The 14,404-nt window shown below is 41.9% G+C and carries 14 protein-coding genes; 5 read left to right on the forward strand and 9 right to left on the reverse strand.

Going from position 1 to position 14,404, the window contains the following annotated elements; genetic code table 11:
* The first annotated feature begins 235 nt into the window (after nt 1–235).
* The 5 genes from H8796_RS14340 to H8796_RS14360 all read left to right on the forward strand — a co-directional run bounded on the left by H8796_RS14340 (nt 236) and on the right by H8796_RS14360 (nt 4,090).
* Nucleotides 236–1,075, forward strand: coding sequence for a hypothetical protein (locus H8796_RS14340; protein ID WP_008659036.1), 840 nt, complete (start codon nt 236–238; stop codon nt 1,073–1,075).
* Between the two features lie 67 nt (nt 1,076–1,142).
* The gene (locus H8796_RS25425) at nt 1,143–1,331 is read left to right on the forward strand and encodes a hypothetical protein (RefSeq protein WP_032575541.1); all 189 of its coding nucleotides are present in this window, start codon (nt 1,143–1,145) and stop codon (nt 1,329–1,331) included.
* A 310-nt stretch (nt 1,332–1,641) separates the two neighbouring features.
* Nucleotides 1,642–2,436 (forward strand): hypothetical protein, encoded by a 795-nt coding sequence (locus H8796_RS14350; RefSeq protein ID WP_032497375.1) that lies wholly within the window; start codon nt 1,642–1,644, stop codon nt 2,434–2,436.
* Nucleotides 2,437–2,600: 164 nt separating this feature from the next.
* Nucleotides 2,601–3,569, forward strand: coding sequence for a DUF4848 domain-containing protein (locus H8796_RS14355; protein WP_011965615.1), 969 nt, complete (start codon nt 2,601–2,603; stop codon nt 3,567–3,569).
* 23 nt (nt 3,570–3,592) lie between these two features.
* Nucleotides 3,593–4,090, forward strand: coding sequence for a PH domain-containing protein (locus tag H8796_RS14360; protein ID WP_008659045.1), 498 nt, complete (start codon nt 3,593–3,595; stop codon nt 4,088–4,090).
* A gap of 133 nt (nt 4,091–4,223) precedes the next feature.
* On the opposite strand, the gene mobV is transcribed toward H8796_RS14360, so the two are convergent.
* The 9 genes from mobV to arsD form a co-directional block, all read right to left on the reverse strand.
* Nucleotides 4,224–5,564, reverse strand: coding sequence for a MobV family relaxase (mobV, locus tag H8796_RS14365; RefSeq protein ID WP_187343816.1), 1,341 nt, complete (start codon nt 5,562–5,564; stop codon nt 4,224–4,226).
* A 183-nt stretch (nt 5,565–5,747) separates the two neighbouring features.
* A complete protein-coding gene (locus H8796_RS14370) occupies nt 5,748–6,716 on the reverse strand; it encodes a toprim domain-containing protein (protein ID WP_117935169.1) in 969 nt (322 codons plus the stop codon).
* Between the two features lie 328 nt (nt 6,717–7,044).
* Nucleotides 7,045–8,118 (reverse strand): AAA family ATPase, encoded by a 1,074-nt coding sequence (locus H8796_RS14375; protein WP_005677638.1) that lies wholly within the window; start codon nt 8,116–8,118, stop codon nt 7,045–7,047.
* 12 nt (nt 8,119–8,130) lie between these two features.
* The gene (locus H8796_RS14380) at nt 8,131–8,439 is read right to left on the reverse strand and encodes a DUF3853 family protein (protein ID WP_005809723.1); all 309 of its coding nucleotides are present in this window, start codon (nt 8,437–8,439) and stop codon (nt 8,131–8,133) included.
* Nucleotides 8,440–8,661: 222 nt separating this feature from the next.
* Entirely contained in the window at nt 8,662–9,678 is a 1,017-nt protein-coding gene (locus tag H8796_RS14385; protein WP_008659055.1) for a hypothetical protein, read from the reverse strand.
* 13 nt (nt 9,679–9,691) lie between these two features.
* Nucleotides 9,692–10,984: a site-specific integrase gene (locus tag H8796_RS14390; protein WP_005677642.1), complete on the reverse strand. Its 1,293-nt coding sequence runs from the start codon at nt 10,982–10,984 to the stop codon at nt 9,692–9,694.
* A 252-nt stretch (nt 10,985–11,236) separates the two neighbouring features.
* A complete protein-coding gene (gene arsB, locus H8796_RS14395; protein ID WP_117935167.1) occupies nt 11,237–12,265 on the reverse strand; it encodes an ACR3 family arsenite efflux transporter in 1,029 nt (342 codons plus the stop codon).
* Between the two features lie 56 nt (nt 12,266–12,321).
* Nucleotides 12,322–14,034 (reverse strand): arsenical pump-driving ATPase, encoded by a 1,713-nt coding sequence (gene arsA / locus H8796_RS14400; RefSeq protein ID WP_117935165.1) that lies wholly within the window; start codon nt 14,032–14,034, stop codon nt 12,322–12,324.
* A gap of 27 nt (nt 14,035–14,061) precedes the next feature.
* Nucleotides 14,062–14,388: an arsenite efflux transporter metallochaperone ArsD gene (gene arsD, locus H8796_RS14405; RefSeq protein WP_117935163.1), complete on the reverse strand. Its 327-nt coding sequence runs from the start codon at nt 14,386–14,388 to the stop codon at nt 14,062–14,064.
* Nucleotides 14,389–14,404 lie beyond the last annotated feature (16 nt).

The raw sequence follows: 14,404 nt of genomic DNA on the forward strand, positions 1-14,404 counted from the left end.
GACATTGTTATACTAATATTTATTTAAATCATTTTCTTTTTTTAACTTTTTTAGAGTAGGGAGTCTCCCGAATAATTCTGTCTTTGTTTACAGCTCTTGTATGTTATACTTTTATTTTCATGCTTTGGGCATAATAATGAAATTGAATGGTTATTTGTAATAAAATACCAATTAATTGGTATTTTATTGTACGGGAAAAATCTTTTAATTTGCAAAAAAACTAAACTGCATTAATATGAAAAGAATATTCATTCTTCTATTCGTTTCCTTAGCATTATTTTCCTGTGAAAAAGAAGAAAATAATAAAATTCTTGAATATCAGGTGTTACCAAGTGAGAACGTATCTAAACCATTTAATTGTCTGGGGGAGAAACGTACTATTACTTTTACAATTATTCAAAAAACATTGATAGATGATGTTTTAGATTCAGAGGTTCCGATTATTCCCAAGGATGTTTCGATAGAATTTGATAAAACTCTTTTTTCTGATATAGAGACAAAAGTAAAGGGTGATCAAGTTGTATTAAATATAACCTCAAATATTAATAAGGAAGATAAAATTTTGAATGGTGATTTACAGATTTCTTATTCTACTATTAATGGCATAAAAGTAGAAAAAATTCCACTGATTATAGATAAAGGGGAGTTGACATTTATGTATAAAATCCATTCGGAACAAAATCCCTTTATTCTACCAGCTGAAGGTGGCAAGTTTGAGTTGCCTTTTACGTGTAAAAAACAGACATATTTGAATGGGCAGTTTATAGAGGAAAGGTATTCTGCATTGAAAGGATTAAGATTTAAAACGATAAGTACTGGTAATATCTGGTTTCTTACGGTCAGAAAAGACGGGGAAAAAATCGGTTTCTACAAATTTACTTTTGTGGGAGAAGGGCCATATAACCAAAAGAGAGAACCCGAATGCTATTTTAACATATATATCCATGATGCAGATGTGGTAGCAGATAATCCTCCAGAAATATTCAGACAAGATTTTATGCAGCCCCAAACCCCAGGTGAGGATTATTATATCCCTTCCCGGGCCTCTTATAAGCATGGGACTTTCGATTTCTAACATATTCAGTATTAACCTTAATTATATTAATTATGAAACAGTATGTATGTTGTTGATTTTGCCAATTATGTTTTTAATTTTATGTTCCGATGATACAGTTGAAGAAATAGGAGGCTCTAATCATGTTCTTTTTGAGAGATACCTTCAAGAAGTGATAAATATTTCAATGGATAATCTGGAAAGGGTGCGCTTGGTGGTGCAGGAGTTGGTACTGTCACACTACCTGTTATCGGTACAGTATCGGGAACCGCTTTAGGTGGGTAGAGCGGCGCCTTAGTAGGAGTTGCTACTTTTTGCTAAAACATGAAAAAAAGCACTCTGATAATGATCTTTTGTCTATCAACATTCATTATAATCCCACTGCTTGTTGATTTATTCGAACAGGAATATTATACAAAATGCTTCGTAATAGTTTTTCTGTTTATATTATCTGTTAAAGGATTATGTAAAAAATCGTGCAAAAATCCTGATTGTTCATTTAAATAAATATCGCAGAAATGTAAATTGACAGTGGATTTATTTACAGCCCTTGTGTATGATGCTTTTATTTTCATGCTTTGGGCATAATGATGAAAATCAATATGTATAGAAAGGTGACTACATTAATTAGTTTTGCAGCATTTATTTTGTTTTGGATCATCATGTGTCCTCTTGGGATGTATGGTCAAGAATCGAAGTGGGTTGATATGAATCCTGTGGGAAAACGGTATTTGCGTTTTCACAAAGATTTTGCAGTTGATTCGGTTAAATATCCTATTTGGGAATATCAAAATTCTGTTATTTTTGCAAATTCTGGTGTTACTCTTCAATTCAAGAAGGGTGGGCCGTTTTTTTACACAGACCAAAGTCCTTTACATAAAGGGGAATATAATGTGTCGGGGGTAATAGCCCCATTGTGGAATGGTCACGTTTACGGCATGGGACGCCAAATGAATTTAATTGGTATTGGTGTTTTTAACTATGCTGCTATTGGATATAACAAATCATTGTCAGATAATTTATTTGCTGATGTTGCATTGCATGCAATGAAGTTGAGTACTCCTCGCCATGTGGATGAAACATTTGGTATATCGGGTAAACTTTCTTATTCCTTTAATTCCCGAATGAGTTTGCATGTATTTGGCGGTTTTTTATTTACTCCTGTTACTTCATTCAGCCGTAATGACTACGGAGGCAGTGTTGCTTTCGATATAACGGATTCTTTTGGAACGGAATTAGGTATAAGGGGGTATCGTGAATATCCTTTTGAACGTGGGGGAGTTACTCCTATCTTAATGCCTTACTATAAATTTAAAAAGCATAAAGTGGAAATGGATTTTGGTGGATTGTTACAAGAAATAATATATGGATTGTTTAAATAAAAAATATCATTTATGAAGAAAATAGTATTTGTATTGTTCGGATGTTTGATCATCTTTCAAAGTTGTAGTAATGTGTTTTATAACCATGCTAATAAAACGGAAAAGGTTACTGTTAAGGTAAAGCCTTTTAAATAAAATAATTGTTTAATACAAAATCATACACTATGAAAATTGAAAAGATTTTTGGTTGTATTTTGAGTGCATGCATGATTGTAAGCTTGTTATCTTGCAATAGCGAAAATGAATTTATCGGTTCTGCACAAGAAACCATACCGGATGTTGAGGTTTCGACAATGGATATGTGGGTAAAAGAAACGAGAAGTGTTAGTGAGTACTTGAATATGCCAGTTCTTCATTTTAAAGATGAACAGGTGTATAGCGAGACGCTCCGGCAGCTTAAAAACATGACAGAAAATGAAAGATTTACTTATTTTCAGCAGTTGGGCTTTGAAGGGGCGTATATTTTATGGGAGCAGGCAGATAGGGAGCTCGATAAAATATTTGATATGGAAAGTGATGATTCTCACTTAATACAAGAGATGATAAATACGTACAAGGATAAATATTCAGATATTTTTTCTTTTAATACAGTTGACTTATTCGACGTTACCCCTTATTTTACATTCACTGATAATGATTTGTCCTTACTCGGTAATATAAAAGGTTACGTTGTAATCGGTAATAGTCTAAGAGGGCCTAAATATGATTATCCTACTTATGATTTGGATGAAGTTGTTTCAGCTACACGGGCAGCAGAGCCAACTCCGATTGAGCCAGGTTTTAAGGGATTTAAAGATGCTTCATTAACAATCAAGAATGGAAAATATAAAAGCACAATGACTATTGGGCGTATCGTTAATGGTAATTCTTTTGCTGTGGAATTTAAAACTAAAAAGAAACAACTTTTTTGGAAAAAGAGTGTTAAGGCCGGTTATTCGGCTATGTTAACAATGAAAAGCTCAAAGTTTAATTATAAGAATACAGTCTTTTGTCCTTATGGAAAAGAAGTTTCGATTTTAAATCTACCCATAGAACGAGTTGGAAATGTCTTTGATGCAGTTGTGGAAAACTTTAAATCTTCAAGGGGAGATGCAAAAGGAAACCAATCATTTCATAACATACGTGTAATATAGTCAACAGTAAAGATAGCAATATAATGAGCGTATATAAATCAAAGTTTCAGCCGATAATGGAGCGCTGGTCTCTGGTGTTAAAGATTGTCTTATTAACTACTGGACTTATGTTTCTATTAAGAACTTTTATGCTACAATCTTTGCAGGATCAAATCGCAAGCCTGTTATTGGGTATCATTCTTGTATCTATATACATATACATGCTGATAGTGATTCCTTCATTTATTTGTTTGGAAAAGGATCAACTCGTTATAAAAAGAGTGTTTGGTAAGAAATGTATTCCGTATTCTTGTATTAAGAACGCTTTTGTTTATGACGGTGTTCAAAATGATGTCCGTTATTTTGGAAGTAATGGCTTTTTGGGGTATATAGGTGTAATGGGGAGTACCCATTATGGGAAATATTATTCCTATGTAAAGAATCCCAATCAACAAATTTTTATATTAACAGAAAAAAAGAATTACCTCTTAAGCTGTGAGAACAGAGATATGTTTATAAAAGATTTGTTGATTCACTTATAATATACTGAATATTAATATGGTCTGTTGGAAAATATAGTTATGATATTACTTGACGGGAAGAATATGTTTTTTATTCTTCCCGTTAGTTTTTTAGAGAACTAATAATTAATACCCCTTCTCTGCTATTAAGTAATTATATTTTCAATCCTTTTCGCTGCTTGTTTTCAACAGGTGTGTTTAGCCCTAACTTTTCTTTAATTTCCTGAAATTTCTTCCTGAACCAATCGAGTATGGGTACTCCGTCAATGCACAGCCTGAATTTTCCTTTCTCCTGCGGGTCCCTCTCCACTGTTGCCGTTGAGTGCTCCGTCCTGAACTTCTCCTTGTACTCCTTTGAATAGAGCCTTCCCTTGAACTCCACGGGTTGCAGGCTGACAATTCGTCTTGTCAGTTCTTCGGTGAAGCCCACTTCCCGGCATTGTTCTGCTATGGGTATCAGTTCCTTTACAATAGGAAAGTAGGTGTCTATCAGTTCCAGCCGATTGTCGTATTCTGCGATTTTCTGCCGGTAGCTCCGGTCAACTCTGTTTATCTCGCTGCTGTGACGGTTTTCCATTTTTGTCTGCTCCCTCTGTTCGGCTTGCACCTGCTTTTGCAGATTCACAATGTTCCGTTTCAAATTTTCATTCTCTGCTTCCAGCTTCTTAACTTTGCTGCCGCCGAAAAGTGAGCTCACCCCGTCCGCTATGGCTGTGGTGGCGTTCACCGCCGCTCCCTTCATTTTCTGCACGTTGATTTCCCCCTTTACCTGCTTCAGCTTTTTCATTGCTTCCTCTTCCAGCCCCAGCAGGTTTTCTATGTTCTCTTGCAGGCTGTCCTGCTGCTCCACCAGCTGCTTGTAGTATTGCATGGTGGAAATATGCCTTGCCAATGAGCCGTCCACGCCTCTCTGCAAGCCGTACTTGTTCATGGCTTGGGCATAAGTGTCCTGATAGTGTTTTAGCCTGTGCCTCGCCATTACATCATCTGCGCAGAGTCTCACGTCCTGCGGGTTCTTCTTTCTGTACTTTTTCTTCCCGTTCTGTTCTTCCTGTCCGGCTTTCCTTCGCTCTCCGGTCACTATCGGTATGACTGTGGCGTGTATGTGCGGTGTCTTCTCGTCCATATGCAGGACTGCCGATACGAGGTTCTGTTCCCCGTATGTTTTCCGGAGCCATTGCAGGCTGTCGTTGCACCAATCGTCAAGTCGTCCGTCCGCCTCTATTTGTTTCATGTCCCTGTTGCTTCCGGTGAGCAGTACCCGGATAGCCCTTACTTGGTTGGTACCTACCTTGCGTCTGATACCTGCCGTTTCCACCCGGTGTGCTATCGCCTGCGTGCGGTTTCTCACCCCTTCGGGAAACTGTACGAGCTCCCGGTTCAGGTGCGTGCGTGTTCTGTCCGCATTCTTCGGGTGAACGGTGCGCTCTATGTGTGCGGACATCCTGCTGTCCGTCCCTTTTGCCTTTTCCAGATGCAAAACTGCATATCCCATAACTGTCAATAATTTCAGGTTAATACTTCCCCTGCCTTGCCTTTATGCCGCATGGCAGACGGGGTTTCCAAAGGGGCGGCGCCCCTATGGCTCGTTGGGGCTTTTTTAGCAATGTGTGCATTGCGTTAAGAAAAAGCCCTAATGAGCTATGGCTTTTTTCAAAGCCTTCCGGTGGCTGTGCGGCTACATCCTGATCCCTTTGCCTTTCTTCTTCGGCTGCTCTGTCTGGCTTTGCCTTTTTTCCGCTTCCGGTTTCTCTTGCTGCCGTTGCGCCTGTCCTGACCTTTTATCCCGCAGGAAGTCGTTCAGATCGTTGTACCCTTCGTATATGTGCGATGCGTCCCGTATGCGCAGTCCGTACTCTTTTTGCAACTCCTGAACGGCCTCCATTCCCGCCTTGTCGTTGTCAAGGAAACAATGGATGCTTTCATAACCGCCCAACGGTCGGATTGCTTTGGAAAGGTCGGAAGTCGAGTTCAGTACGATGTAGTCCTGCCCGTCAGGTTCGGGACGGTCGGGACACCTTTCCAGCCGCAGGGTGAGGAAAGAGAGGTAGTCCATGAATCCCTCGAAGATGTAGCATGCCTCCTTCGACTCCGATTGTCGTATATGGGTGATGTCCTTCGGTGCTATGCATCCCTTGAAATGCTTGTTGCGTATCTCGTATCCTCCCGAACGGTTGGGGAAGCCTATAGCATAGTATGGGGTTTCCCCGGTCAGATAGCGGACCTCCCTGCATTCTCTTTTTGCCAGTTCCGTATTTATTCCCCTTTGCCGCAGGTAGGTATACAGGGCGGGAGAGGAGAGCGGTACTACCTCCAACTGCCGGAAACTCGGCTTTGACAAGGGTTGCTTGCCAAAAGAGAAAGAGACCGGGCGCACGTTTTGTGCCTGCTCCCTTATCCTTTCCAAGAGGTAGGGCAGACTGTCGGATGCGTATAGCTCCTGTGCCAGTGCGATGATATTACCACCTTTGCCTGCGCCAAAATCATACCATAGGTTGCGTTCGGTGTTCACCTTGAAGGAGGGTTCCTGTTCGTCCCTGAACGGTGAGTTGTACCATAGACTACCACCCTGTTGCCTTACCGGACTGTATCCAAGACTGTGCAGATATTCCTCTATGCGTATCTGCTTCGCTTCATTCATATTCATCATATTTCTGTTTTAAGTAGATATTGTTTTTTTGGGGGGGGACCCGTACCCTTTCATGTGTTACGGGCTGCATCCGCTTTACTTTATTTTGCTATATATATGCCCCCAGACTAAAGTAAAGCGGTTTCCGGTCTGTGCCGTCATGGTGGAGGCCTGGTATGAGACCATACCCTTTTCCGTACTGTCATACCGTTGTTCTTGTCAGGTGTGAATATTATTTTTTCTTTTCGCCCGTATCTTTTTGTATATTACGGGCTATATCCACTTTACTTTACTTCCGTATATATATGGTACGGGACTAAAGTAAAGTGGTTCCCATACAATACCGCTAATAGTGAAAATCGGGTTTGAAGGTGTATTTCCTGCCGTTCTCCTGTACTATCATCCGTTTGTTTTTCAGTACTGTAATGAGGTCTGTCAGCCTGTTTCCCCCAAGCATGACACCGACAGAGGCGTAGGTTTTCCTCAATTCTTCCGCAAGCTCCTTGTAGCCGTATTCATCTTTGAGTGTGAATGCCGCTTCCAGTGCGATGCGGTGCTGCTTCTCTGTGATGTCCTTGTAGGGGTCGAACTTCTCCTTTTTCCCTTTTCCCGGATCCTTGTGTTTGAACAGGTATTCGTCCAGCAGTTCGGGCAATGCCTCCCCGTTGATGCGGAATGCGAACGGTTCGAAGTTCATCGCCCTGATATGTGCTGCCTTGACCGTACTGATGTCGGGGTCCTTCTCGTCCTTCTCCACTTGCAGCACTGTTTCGGCCTTGTTGCTAAGCTCCGTTCCGATGTGTCCCCTTGCGTTCTCGTCCCCCTTGTTCTGATGCAGTATGGTGTGTATGTGTATGTGTCTTTCCCCCGTCCATGTCATCAGCAGGGAGATTACCTTCGTGGACTCGCTGGGGCTGTTGATGTCGTACACCATATCCCGTATTCCGTCAATGACTACCAGCCCTACATTTTCGGTGCGGTAAATGGCCTCCCTCACGATTGCTATTCGTTCCTCGGGCGTGTACTTCCTTAGGACAAGGAATTCAAGGTCTTTATGGTTCCTGCCTGTCGGCAGTCCCGCCATGCGTAATATTCTTTTTGCCACTTTCGCACAGTGGTAGGAACTTTGTTCGGTATCCACATAGAGTATTTTCCTCCTGTTTTCGGGCAGTTCCGCCGTGTAGCTTAGCACTGTCCCGTTTTTCAGTGCAGCCGCCACGATTGCGGAAACATTGAACGTTTTCTTGCTCTTTGCTTTTCCGATTGATGCGCTGAAGTTCCCCAGCGTGCCTATGACGGAACCGTGTACTTTCAGTATTTCGGGTGCCCTCTCGTAGTCTTCCGAAAGGTCGAGCCGTGAGGCTTGCCACAGTATCACCGCCGCTTCGGGCGTGACTTCTTTTCTTTCTCTGTACTCCATGTCCGTACCTCCTTATCTGCGTCCCCCGCTTTTGTGTCCTGCCAGTTCGAGTGCCATGTCCGCATCTACGATGATTTTGCGTCCTATCTGCGTAATGGCTCTGTCTATCTTCCCACTTTTCTTGATGCGGTTTGCTGTGGGCATACTGCACCCGAACAGGCGTGCTATGCCGCCTATCCCGTACACGTATTTCTTTTCCGTATCGGCTGCGGGCTGTGCTGCTCTCGCTTCCCTTTCCTGCAGGGCGTGTCGGTTCAGTAATATAAATTCCTCTCCCGTCATCTGCCATACGGGCTTTGATAAAAGTTCTCTGATTTCCATGTTGGAATGAATTTAACGTTTGTACTGTAAGCCCTGCGCACGGGCTTTTTTGTTTCGTTCGAACAGTGCAAAGTTAATCCCGGATACGGGTGGTAAGGATGTGGATAGCGTGAATGGGGTATCACGCTATCTCACTAAATATCAGAAGATAATAAAGAGTGGTGAAAAATATTTCGGGTGGTAAAAGTGGTTGTTTCGTGGAATGTCGTGGCGTATCGCTGACTATCGGAATATTGACTGCATTTCCTTCGCAAATATCTGATTGCTGTCACTGGGAAAATCGGAAACGGGTTCTTTGTATTTTGATTTATAGTATGTGTCGTCTATTCCCAGCAGGTTCATGATGTCCTTTCTCCATTTTTCTCTGTCTGGTTTGTGCAGTGTTTCACCCATAAGGAAAATAAGATAACATACACGAGCCTTTTCCCTCGGTCTTATTATCAGTTTGCCTTCGCACGGTTGCAGGTTCATGCTGGCGTAAAAGTCCAGTTCGGAAATGGCTTCGAACTGTTCACCGTTACATTTTTCGTAAACGGCTGACAAGAGTTTCATGGGAAAATAGGTGGGTGAGGGTGTCGGTGTGGCGGCCTCTTTTTCTTCCCCTTCCTTTTTCTTTTGGCCGGTCATGTATTTTTCGAGGATTGCCAGCAGCGATCCGTCCAGCCTGTATATGTCTCCGCAGCGGTTTTTCAGGTATTGTAGGGCTTCCCGCCTTGCCTGTTCCTTCTGTGCATATAGTTCATCCAGCTTGGCTTTCTCCCTGTCGTATTCCCGTTTGCACTGCCCGTATCTTTTTTCCAACCTTTCCTCTTCCTGACGATCATGTTCCCTGAAACCGACTGCCTCCAAAGATCCGTTAGCTTCCATAAGTTCCCGGTAATATTCGTTTGTGATTTGCATTTGTCTTTCGATGTCCCGGTCATGACATCTTTCATGCTGCCGGCAGATATGTTCAATATCGAGACGGTCGAAAAGCTCCTTGCAGGTATTATACATTGAGATATTGTTTTCAATCTCCCGTTTCAGGCTGTTCAGCAATATGGAAAAGTGCGTACCCTCCGTTTCAAGCATGAGGCTGATAAGTGCCTTTTCAAAGGTCTGTGTGTCTTCATACTCTTTGTAAAAGTCATGAATGAACTTCTGCTTCTCAAAAGAGAGGCCGTCACCGGATGTTATTTCCGTATATGTCTTGTTGAGTTTCCCGTAGCGGGGTATCATTGAGGTTATTCTTTCTTCCATGCTATTGTTGTGTTTACAGTTGGTTGAATTTGTTCATCGCATTGGCCTTGATGTCATCGGCAACGTCTATGTATGGTTTCATCGCCTTGTAGTCGCTGTGTCCCGTCCACTTCATCACCACTTGTGCGGGAATACCCAATGCCAAAGCGTTGCAGATGAATGTCCGTCTTCCGGCATGGGTTCCCAGCAGGGCGTATTTGGGTGTGACGGTGTCTATACGTTCATTTCCCTTGTAGTAAGTTTCCCTTACCGGGTCGTTGATTTCCGCAAGTTCCCCCAGTTCTTTCAAATAATCGTTCATCTTTTGGTTGCTGATGACCGGAAGTGCCTTGTGATCTTCAAAGTGTACGCTTTTGTATTTTTCCAGTATCGCCTTGCTGTGGTTGTTTAACTCTATGATAAGGCTGTCCGCTGTCTTTACGGTTGTCACTTCTATATGGTCGGGCTTGATGTCGCTCCGTTTGAGGTTGTACACGTCCGAATAGCGCAGCCCGCTGAAACAGCAGAACAGAAAAACGTCCCTTACCCGTTCGAGATACTGCTTGGTTTGGGGTATCTTGTAGTCTTTCAGTCTGTTCAGTTCCTCCCATGTGAGGAATATCACTTTTTTGGGTGTGTTTTTCAGCTTGGGCTTGAAGCTGTCATAAGCCATGTTCTGATTGTACCCTTTCTTGAAACTCCACCGCAGGAACCATTTCAGGAAGGCTATCTGCTTGCCTATGGTGCTGTTACGCATATCTTTCTTGTTACGCAGGAAGTCCACATAGTCATTCAGTCCGTTCTCGGTGAACGTATCAAAGGAAAGTTCATCCCTGAACTCTTTCAGGTGGTTCTTTACCGCAGCGAATTTTTCGTAGGTTGCGTCTGTCCAGTCGTTCTGTTTCCCGCATTCCCTTACAAACTCCTCGAACGCCTCCCAAAAGCTGATTTTAGGTCCTTCGGCTGTTTCCTGCTCTGTGACTGGTGCATCCTTCATCCTTGCATTGAAGCTGTCCTTTATCTGTGCGGGTGTGGGTAGTACGTTCTGTACTTCAAACTCTTTGAAGATGTTCTGTATCTCCGTATACTGTCTTAGCAGGTCTGCATTGATTTCGGATGCGCTTAGCTTCAGTTTGTTTGTGCATCCGTTCTTTACCCTTTGTTTGTCCGTATCCCATTTGGTAGCGTCGATGCGGTAGCCCGTTGTAAACTCTATACGCTGGCTTGCGAATATCACACGCATACGGATAGGCACATTCTCTGTGATTGGCACACCGTTTTTCTTCCGGCTTTCCAGTGCGAAAATGATGTTTCTTTTGATATTCATAATTGGGTGTGTTTGAAAATTGACACCCAAAAATACACCCAAAAAGTGAGATATGCAAAGATATTAAGAGATATTTTATTTTCTGTTTACTTTGTAATAACTTGGTAATTAACAAGATATTACGAGTTTGTGATATTGTTTGAAATGATAGGTGATAGAACCTGTCTCTCCGCTGAAATGTATCGGATAAAACCGGACAGTAAGAGAATAAAATCCTACAAATCATTGATTTGTAGGATTTTTTGTTGTCTATCAGTCTCGTGTGTTATTTGCAATCTTTACCAGCATCAACATAACCGGAACCTCAACCAATACGCCGACAACTGTTGCCAATGCTGCACCTGATTGTAGACCGAAAAGTGAAATAGCTACGGCAACCGACAATTCAAAAAAATTGCTTGCTCCGATCATTCCGGCAGGTGCGGCAACATCATGGGGTAATTTCCACCACTTCGCCCAACCATAAGCAATAAAAAAGATCAAAACTGTTTGCAGGATAAGCGGAACAGCTATCAAAATAATATGTAGAGGATTATTTAATATCGTTTCTCCCTGAAATGAAAACAGGATAATGAGCGTTAACAGTAGTCCGCCAATGGTGTAATTATCAAATTTCTTACAAAATACATTATTGAAATATTCTACTCCATAATGACGGATAACTGTTGTGCGGGTAATGACTCCGGCGGAAAGTGGAATTACGACAAATAGGATAACGGAAAGTAGTAAAGTGTCCCACGGAACAGATACACCGCCAACTCCCAAAAGGAAAGCTACGATGGGTGCAAACGCTACCAATATAATTAAATCGTTCACTGCTACTTGTACCAATGTATAAGCGGCATCTCCTTTGGTCAGGTAACTCCACACGAATACCATAGCTGTGCAGGGGGCGGCCCCCAATAGTACCGCCCCGGCTAAATATTCTTCGGCTAATCCGGCAGGTATAAATGTCTTGAAAATGACATAAAAGAATAAATAGGCTATTCCAAACATCGTAAACGGCTTTATCAGCCAATTTGTTACACAGGTAACTATGATTCCTTTCGGACGTTTTCCGACATTTTTAACGCTTTGGAAATCGACCTTTAGCATCATTGGGTAAATCATTAACCAAATCAGGATAGCTACAGGGATAGACACATTAGCGTATTCAAGTTTGCTTAGTGTCTGCGGAATTGCCGGAAGCCATTGCCCTATGGTAATTCCAATGATAATACACAGAGCGACCCATATCGTTAAATATTTCTCGAAAAAACTAATTCCTTGTTTCTTTTCCATAGCAATAACTGTTTATTTTAATTGAGGTTTTAATTCGTTCAGGTAAAGAATATTCTTTAGTTATTTTTCCAGGTTATCAGAGCGGTATTTCCATTCGATAATTCTTCTACTTTCTTAATCCAAATCAATTCATTCTTTGCCTTTGCCTGCAAAAACGAATTTTGGGTATCGGTTAATGACAAGCAGGAGTTTACTACCCACCATTTATTATTTATTCCGGCACGTTGCAAATCCATTTGTAAGCGTTCCGCTTCAAATACGGGCGTTGCCTCGGGTAAGGTTACTATAACGACTTCTGTTTCCTGCCGGTTTCTTAAACGTGGCAATAGCTTTCTTACCGAAGCGGGACTATCACCGTGGGTACGTTGTACTTCTTTATGATAACTTTCTGTTGCATCCAGCAGTAGTAATGTATGTCCGGTAGGAGCGGTGTCAATTACGATAATTTCATTTTCTGCTTTATCTACGATTTCTGCAAATGCCCGGAATACTGCGATTTCTTGTGTACATGGTGAACGCAAATCTTCCTCTATGTATTCCATATCTTCGGCAGTCATTGTTTCTGCCGCCTTACTGCGGACTTCGTTTTTATAGGCTTCCAATACTTCCGCTTCATCAATGCGGCTTACTGTAATGCCTGCCTCGATAGCTAGATTATAGTTCAGGTGGTTTGCCGGGTCGGTAGTAGTAAGATGTACCTTTGCGCCCAGTCTGGTTAATTTCAGGGCGATTTCAGTAGCTAACGTGGTTTTCCCTACACCGCCTTTTCCCATAGTAAAGACAACCCTTTTTCCAGATTTATAAAGGTCATTCACCAATTCATTTATATTTTTTGCGCCTGTAATACGCTGGTAATCTGTGTTTTTTGTTAGGTTGTCATTGTATAGCATCCGGCGGATATTTGCTATATTAGACAAATTGTAAGATCGTAAAGGAACATAATAAGAGGGGTATTCCAACAGTTCCACAGGGGTTTGTTTTAAGGCAGATTGTTGCCTGTCATAAATCTGTTTCGATACGCTATCGGATTCATCTACCTGCTGTAAAAGTCCGTTGATTACCAATAATTGGTTTTTAATTCCCAGTAATTGTAATTCATGTGAAGAACGGGCGGCTTCTTTTAATGGCGCGATTTCAGGACGGCTGACTAATACTAACCGGGTGGCATTGGCATCCGAGAGTGTTTCAACGGCTTGCTTATAAATGCCCTTTCGTTCTTCCAAACCGGATAATTGCCCTAAACAAGATGCGCCATGTGTGCTTTCGCTAATAAACGTACTCCATGCGGACGGCAGTTGTAACATTCGTAATGTATGTCCGGTAGGGGCTGTATCGAAAATGATGTGATTGTATTCTTTTGCTTTATCAGCATCCGTAATAAAATCGGAGAATTGGTTGAAAGCTGCGATCTCTACCGTGCAAGATCCTGAAAGTTGCTCTTCCATGTTCTGGATAACACTGTTCGGTAGTTGTCCACGGAAAGGTGCAATAATGCTTTCCCTATATTCTGCTGCTGCTTGTTCGGGGTCGAGATTGACAACGGTTGAACCGGGTACTTCTTTTATGTCAGTGCCATGTCCATTTAATGTCTGATTAAATACGTCTTGTAAGTTTGAAGCCGGATCGGTGCTGATAAGAAGAATTTTCTTCCCATTATCTGCCAAGCCTACTGCAGTAGCACAGGCAATTGACGTTTTTCCTACACCGCCTTTCCCTGTAAAGAAAAGGTATTTAGTCAAATCTATATCTGATAGTTTGAATGCTTTCATTTTTTGAATATATTAGTGGGTAAATGACTATTTTACTGGCATAAAATCCAAATTAATTCCCGTCCATTCACTCATTTGTTGAGTGGTTGGATAGGTTTGCGAAACAGCAACTTCACCATCTACTAAAGTAATAGGCAGTGCATCCGCCCCATGCTTGTGAAGGAACTCATTTATCGTTTTGTTGCTCACATAAACTTGAGGTTCGTCACGCAAGTTGTGCCGGGTAACGATGATGCCCTGTTTCTTCAACGTTTCAATAACAACTGCAATTCGCATCGATTCAGGATTGATGTTTGTTCCACACAAACCTGTAGGGCAACACATTGCCGGGTCGAATATTTCTATCTTTCTCATACTGTTTTTATTTTAA

Source organism: Bacteroides sp. M10 (assembly GCF_014334015.1).
Lineage (GTDB): Bacteria > Bacteroidota > Bacteroidia > Bacteroidales > Bacteroidaceae > Bacteroides > Bacteroides intestinigallinarum.

What these genes read in the sequence shown, in the direction of transcription:
- H8796_RS14340 (WP_008659036.1), top strand. Translation starts at nt 236, where the DNA reads ATGAAAAGAATATTCATTCTTCTATTCGTTTCCTTAGCATTATTTTCC.
- H8796_RS25425 (WP_032575541.1), top strand. Translation starts at nt 1,143, where the DNA reads ATGTTTTTAATTTTATGTTCCGATGATACAGTTGAAGAAATAGGAGGC.
- H8796_RS14350 (WP_032497375.1), top strand. Translation starts at nt 1,642, where the DNA reads ATGATGAAAATCAATATGTATAGAAAGGTGACTACATTAATTAGTTTT.
- H8796_RS14355 (WP_011965615.1), top strand. Translation starts at nt 2,601, where the DNA reads ATGAAAATTGAAAAGATTTTTGGTTGTATTTTGAGTGCATGCATGATT.
- H8796_RS14360 (WP_008659045.1), top strand. Translation starts at nt 3,593, where the DNA reads ATGAGCGTATATAAATCAAAGTTTCAGCCGATAATGGAGCGCTGGTCT.
- mobV (WP_187343816.1), bottom strand. Translation starts at nt 5,564, where the DNA reads ATGGGATATGCAGTTTTGCATCTGGAAAAGGCAAAAGGGACGGACAGC.
- H8796_RS14370 (WP_117935169.1), bottom strand. Translation starts at nt 6,716, where the DNA reads ATGAATATGAATGAAGCGAAGCAGATACGCATAGAGGAATATCTGCAC.
- H8796_RS14375 (WP_005677638.1), bottom strand. Translation starts at nt 8,118, where the DNA reads ATGGAGTACAGAGAAAGAAAAGAAGTCACGCCCGAAGCGGCGGTGATA.
- H8796_RS14380 (WP_005809723.1), bottom strand. Translation starts at nt 8,439, where the DNA reads ATGGAAATCAGAGAACTTTTATCAAAGCCCGTATGGCAGATGACGGGA.
- H8796_RS14385 (WP_008659055.1), bottom strand. Translation starts at nt 9,678, where the DNA reads ATGGAAGAAAGAATAACCTCAATGATACCCCGCTACGGGAAACTCAAC.
- H8796_RS14390 (WP_005677642.1), bottom strand. Translation starts at nt 10,984, where the DNA reads ATGAATATCAAAAGAAACATCATTTTCGCACTGGAAAGCCGGAAGAAA.
- arsB (WP_117935167.1), bottom strand. Translation starts at nt 12,265, where the DNA reads ATGGAAAAGAAACAAGGAATTAGTTTTTTCGAGAAATATTTAACGATA.
- arsA (WP_117935165.1), bottom strand. Translation starts at nt 14,034, where the DNA reads ATGAAAGCATTCAAACTATCAGATATAGATTTGACTAAATACCTTTTC.
- arsD (WP_117935163.1), bottom strand. Translation starts at nt 14,388, where the DNA reads ATGAGAAAGATAGAAATATTCGACCCGGCAATGTGTTGCCCTACAGGT.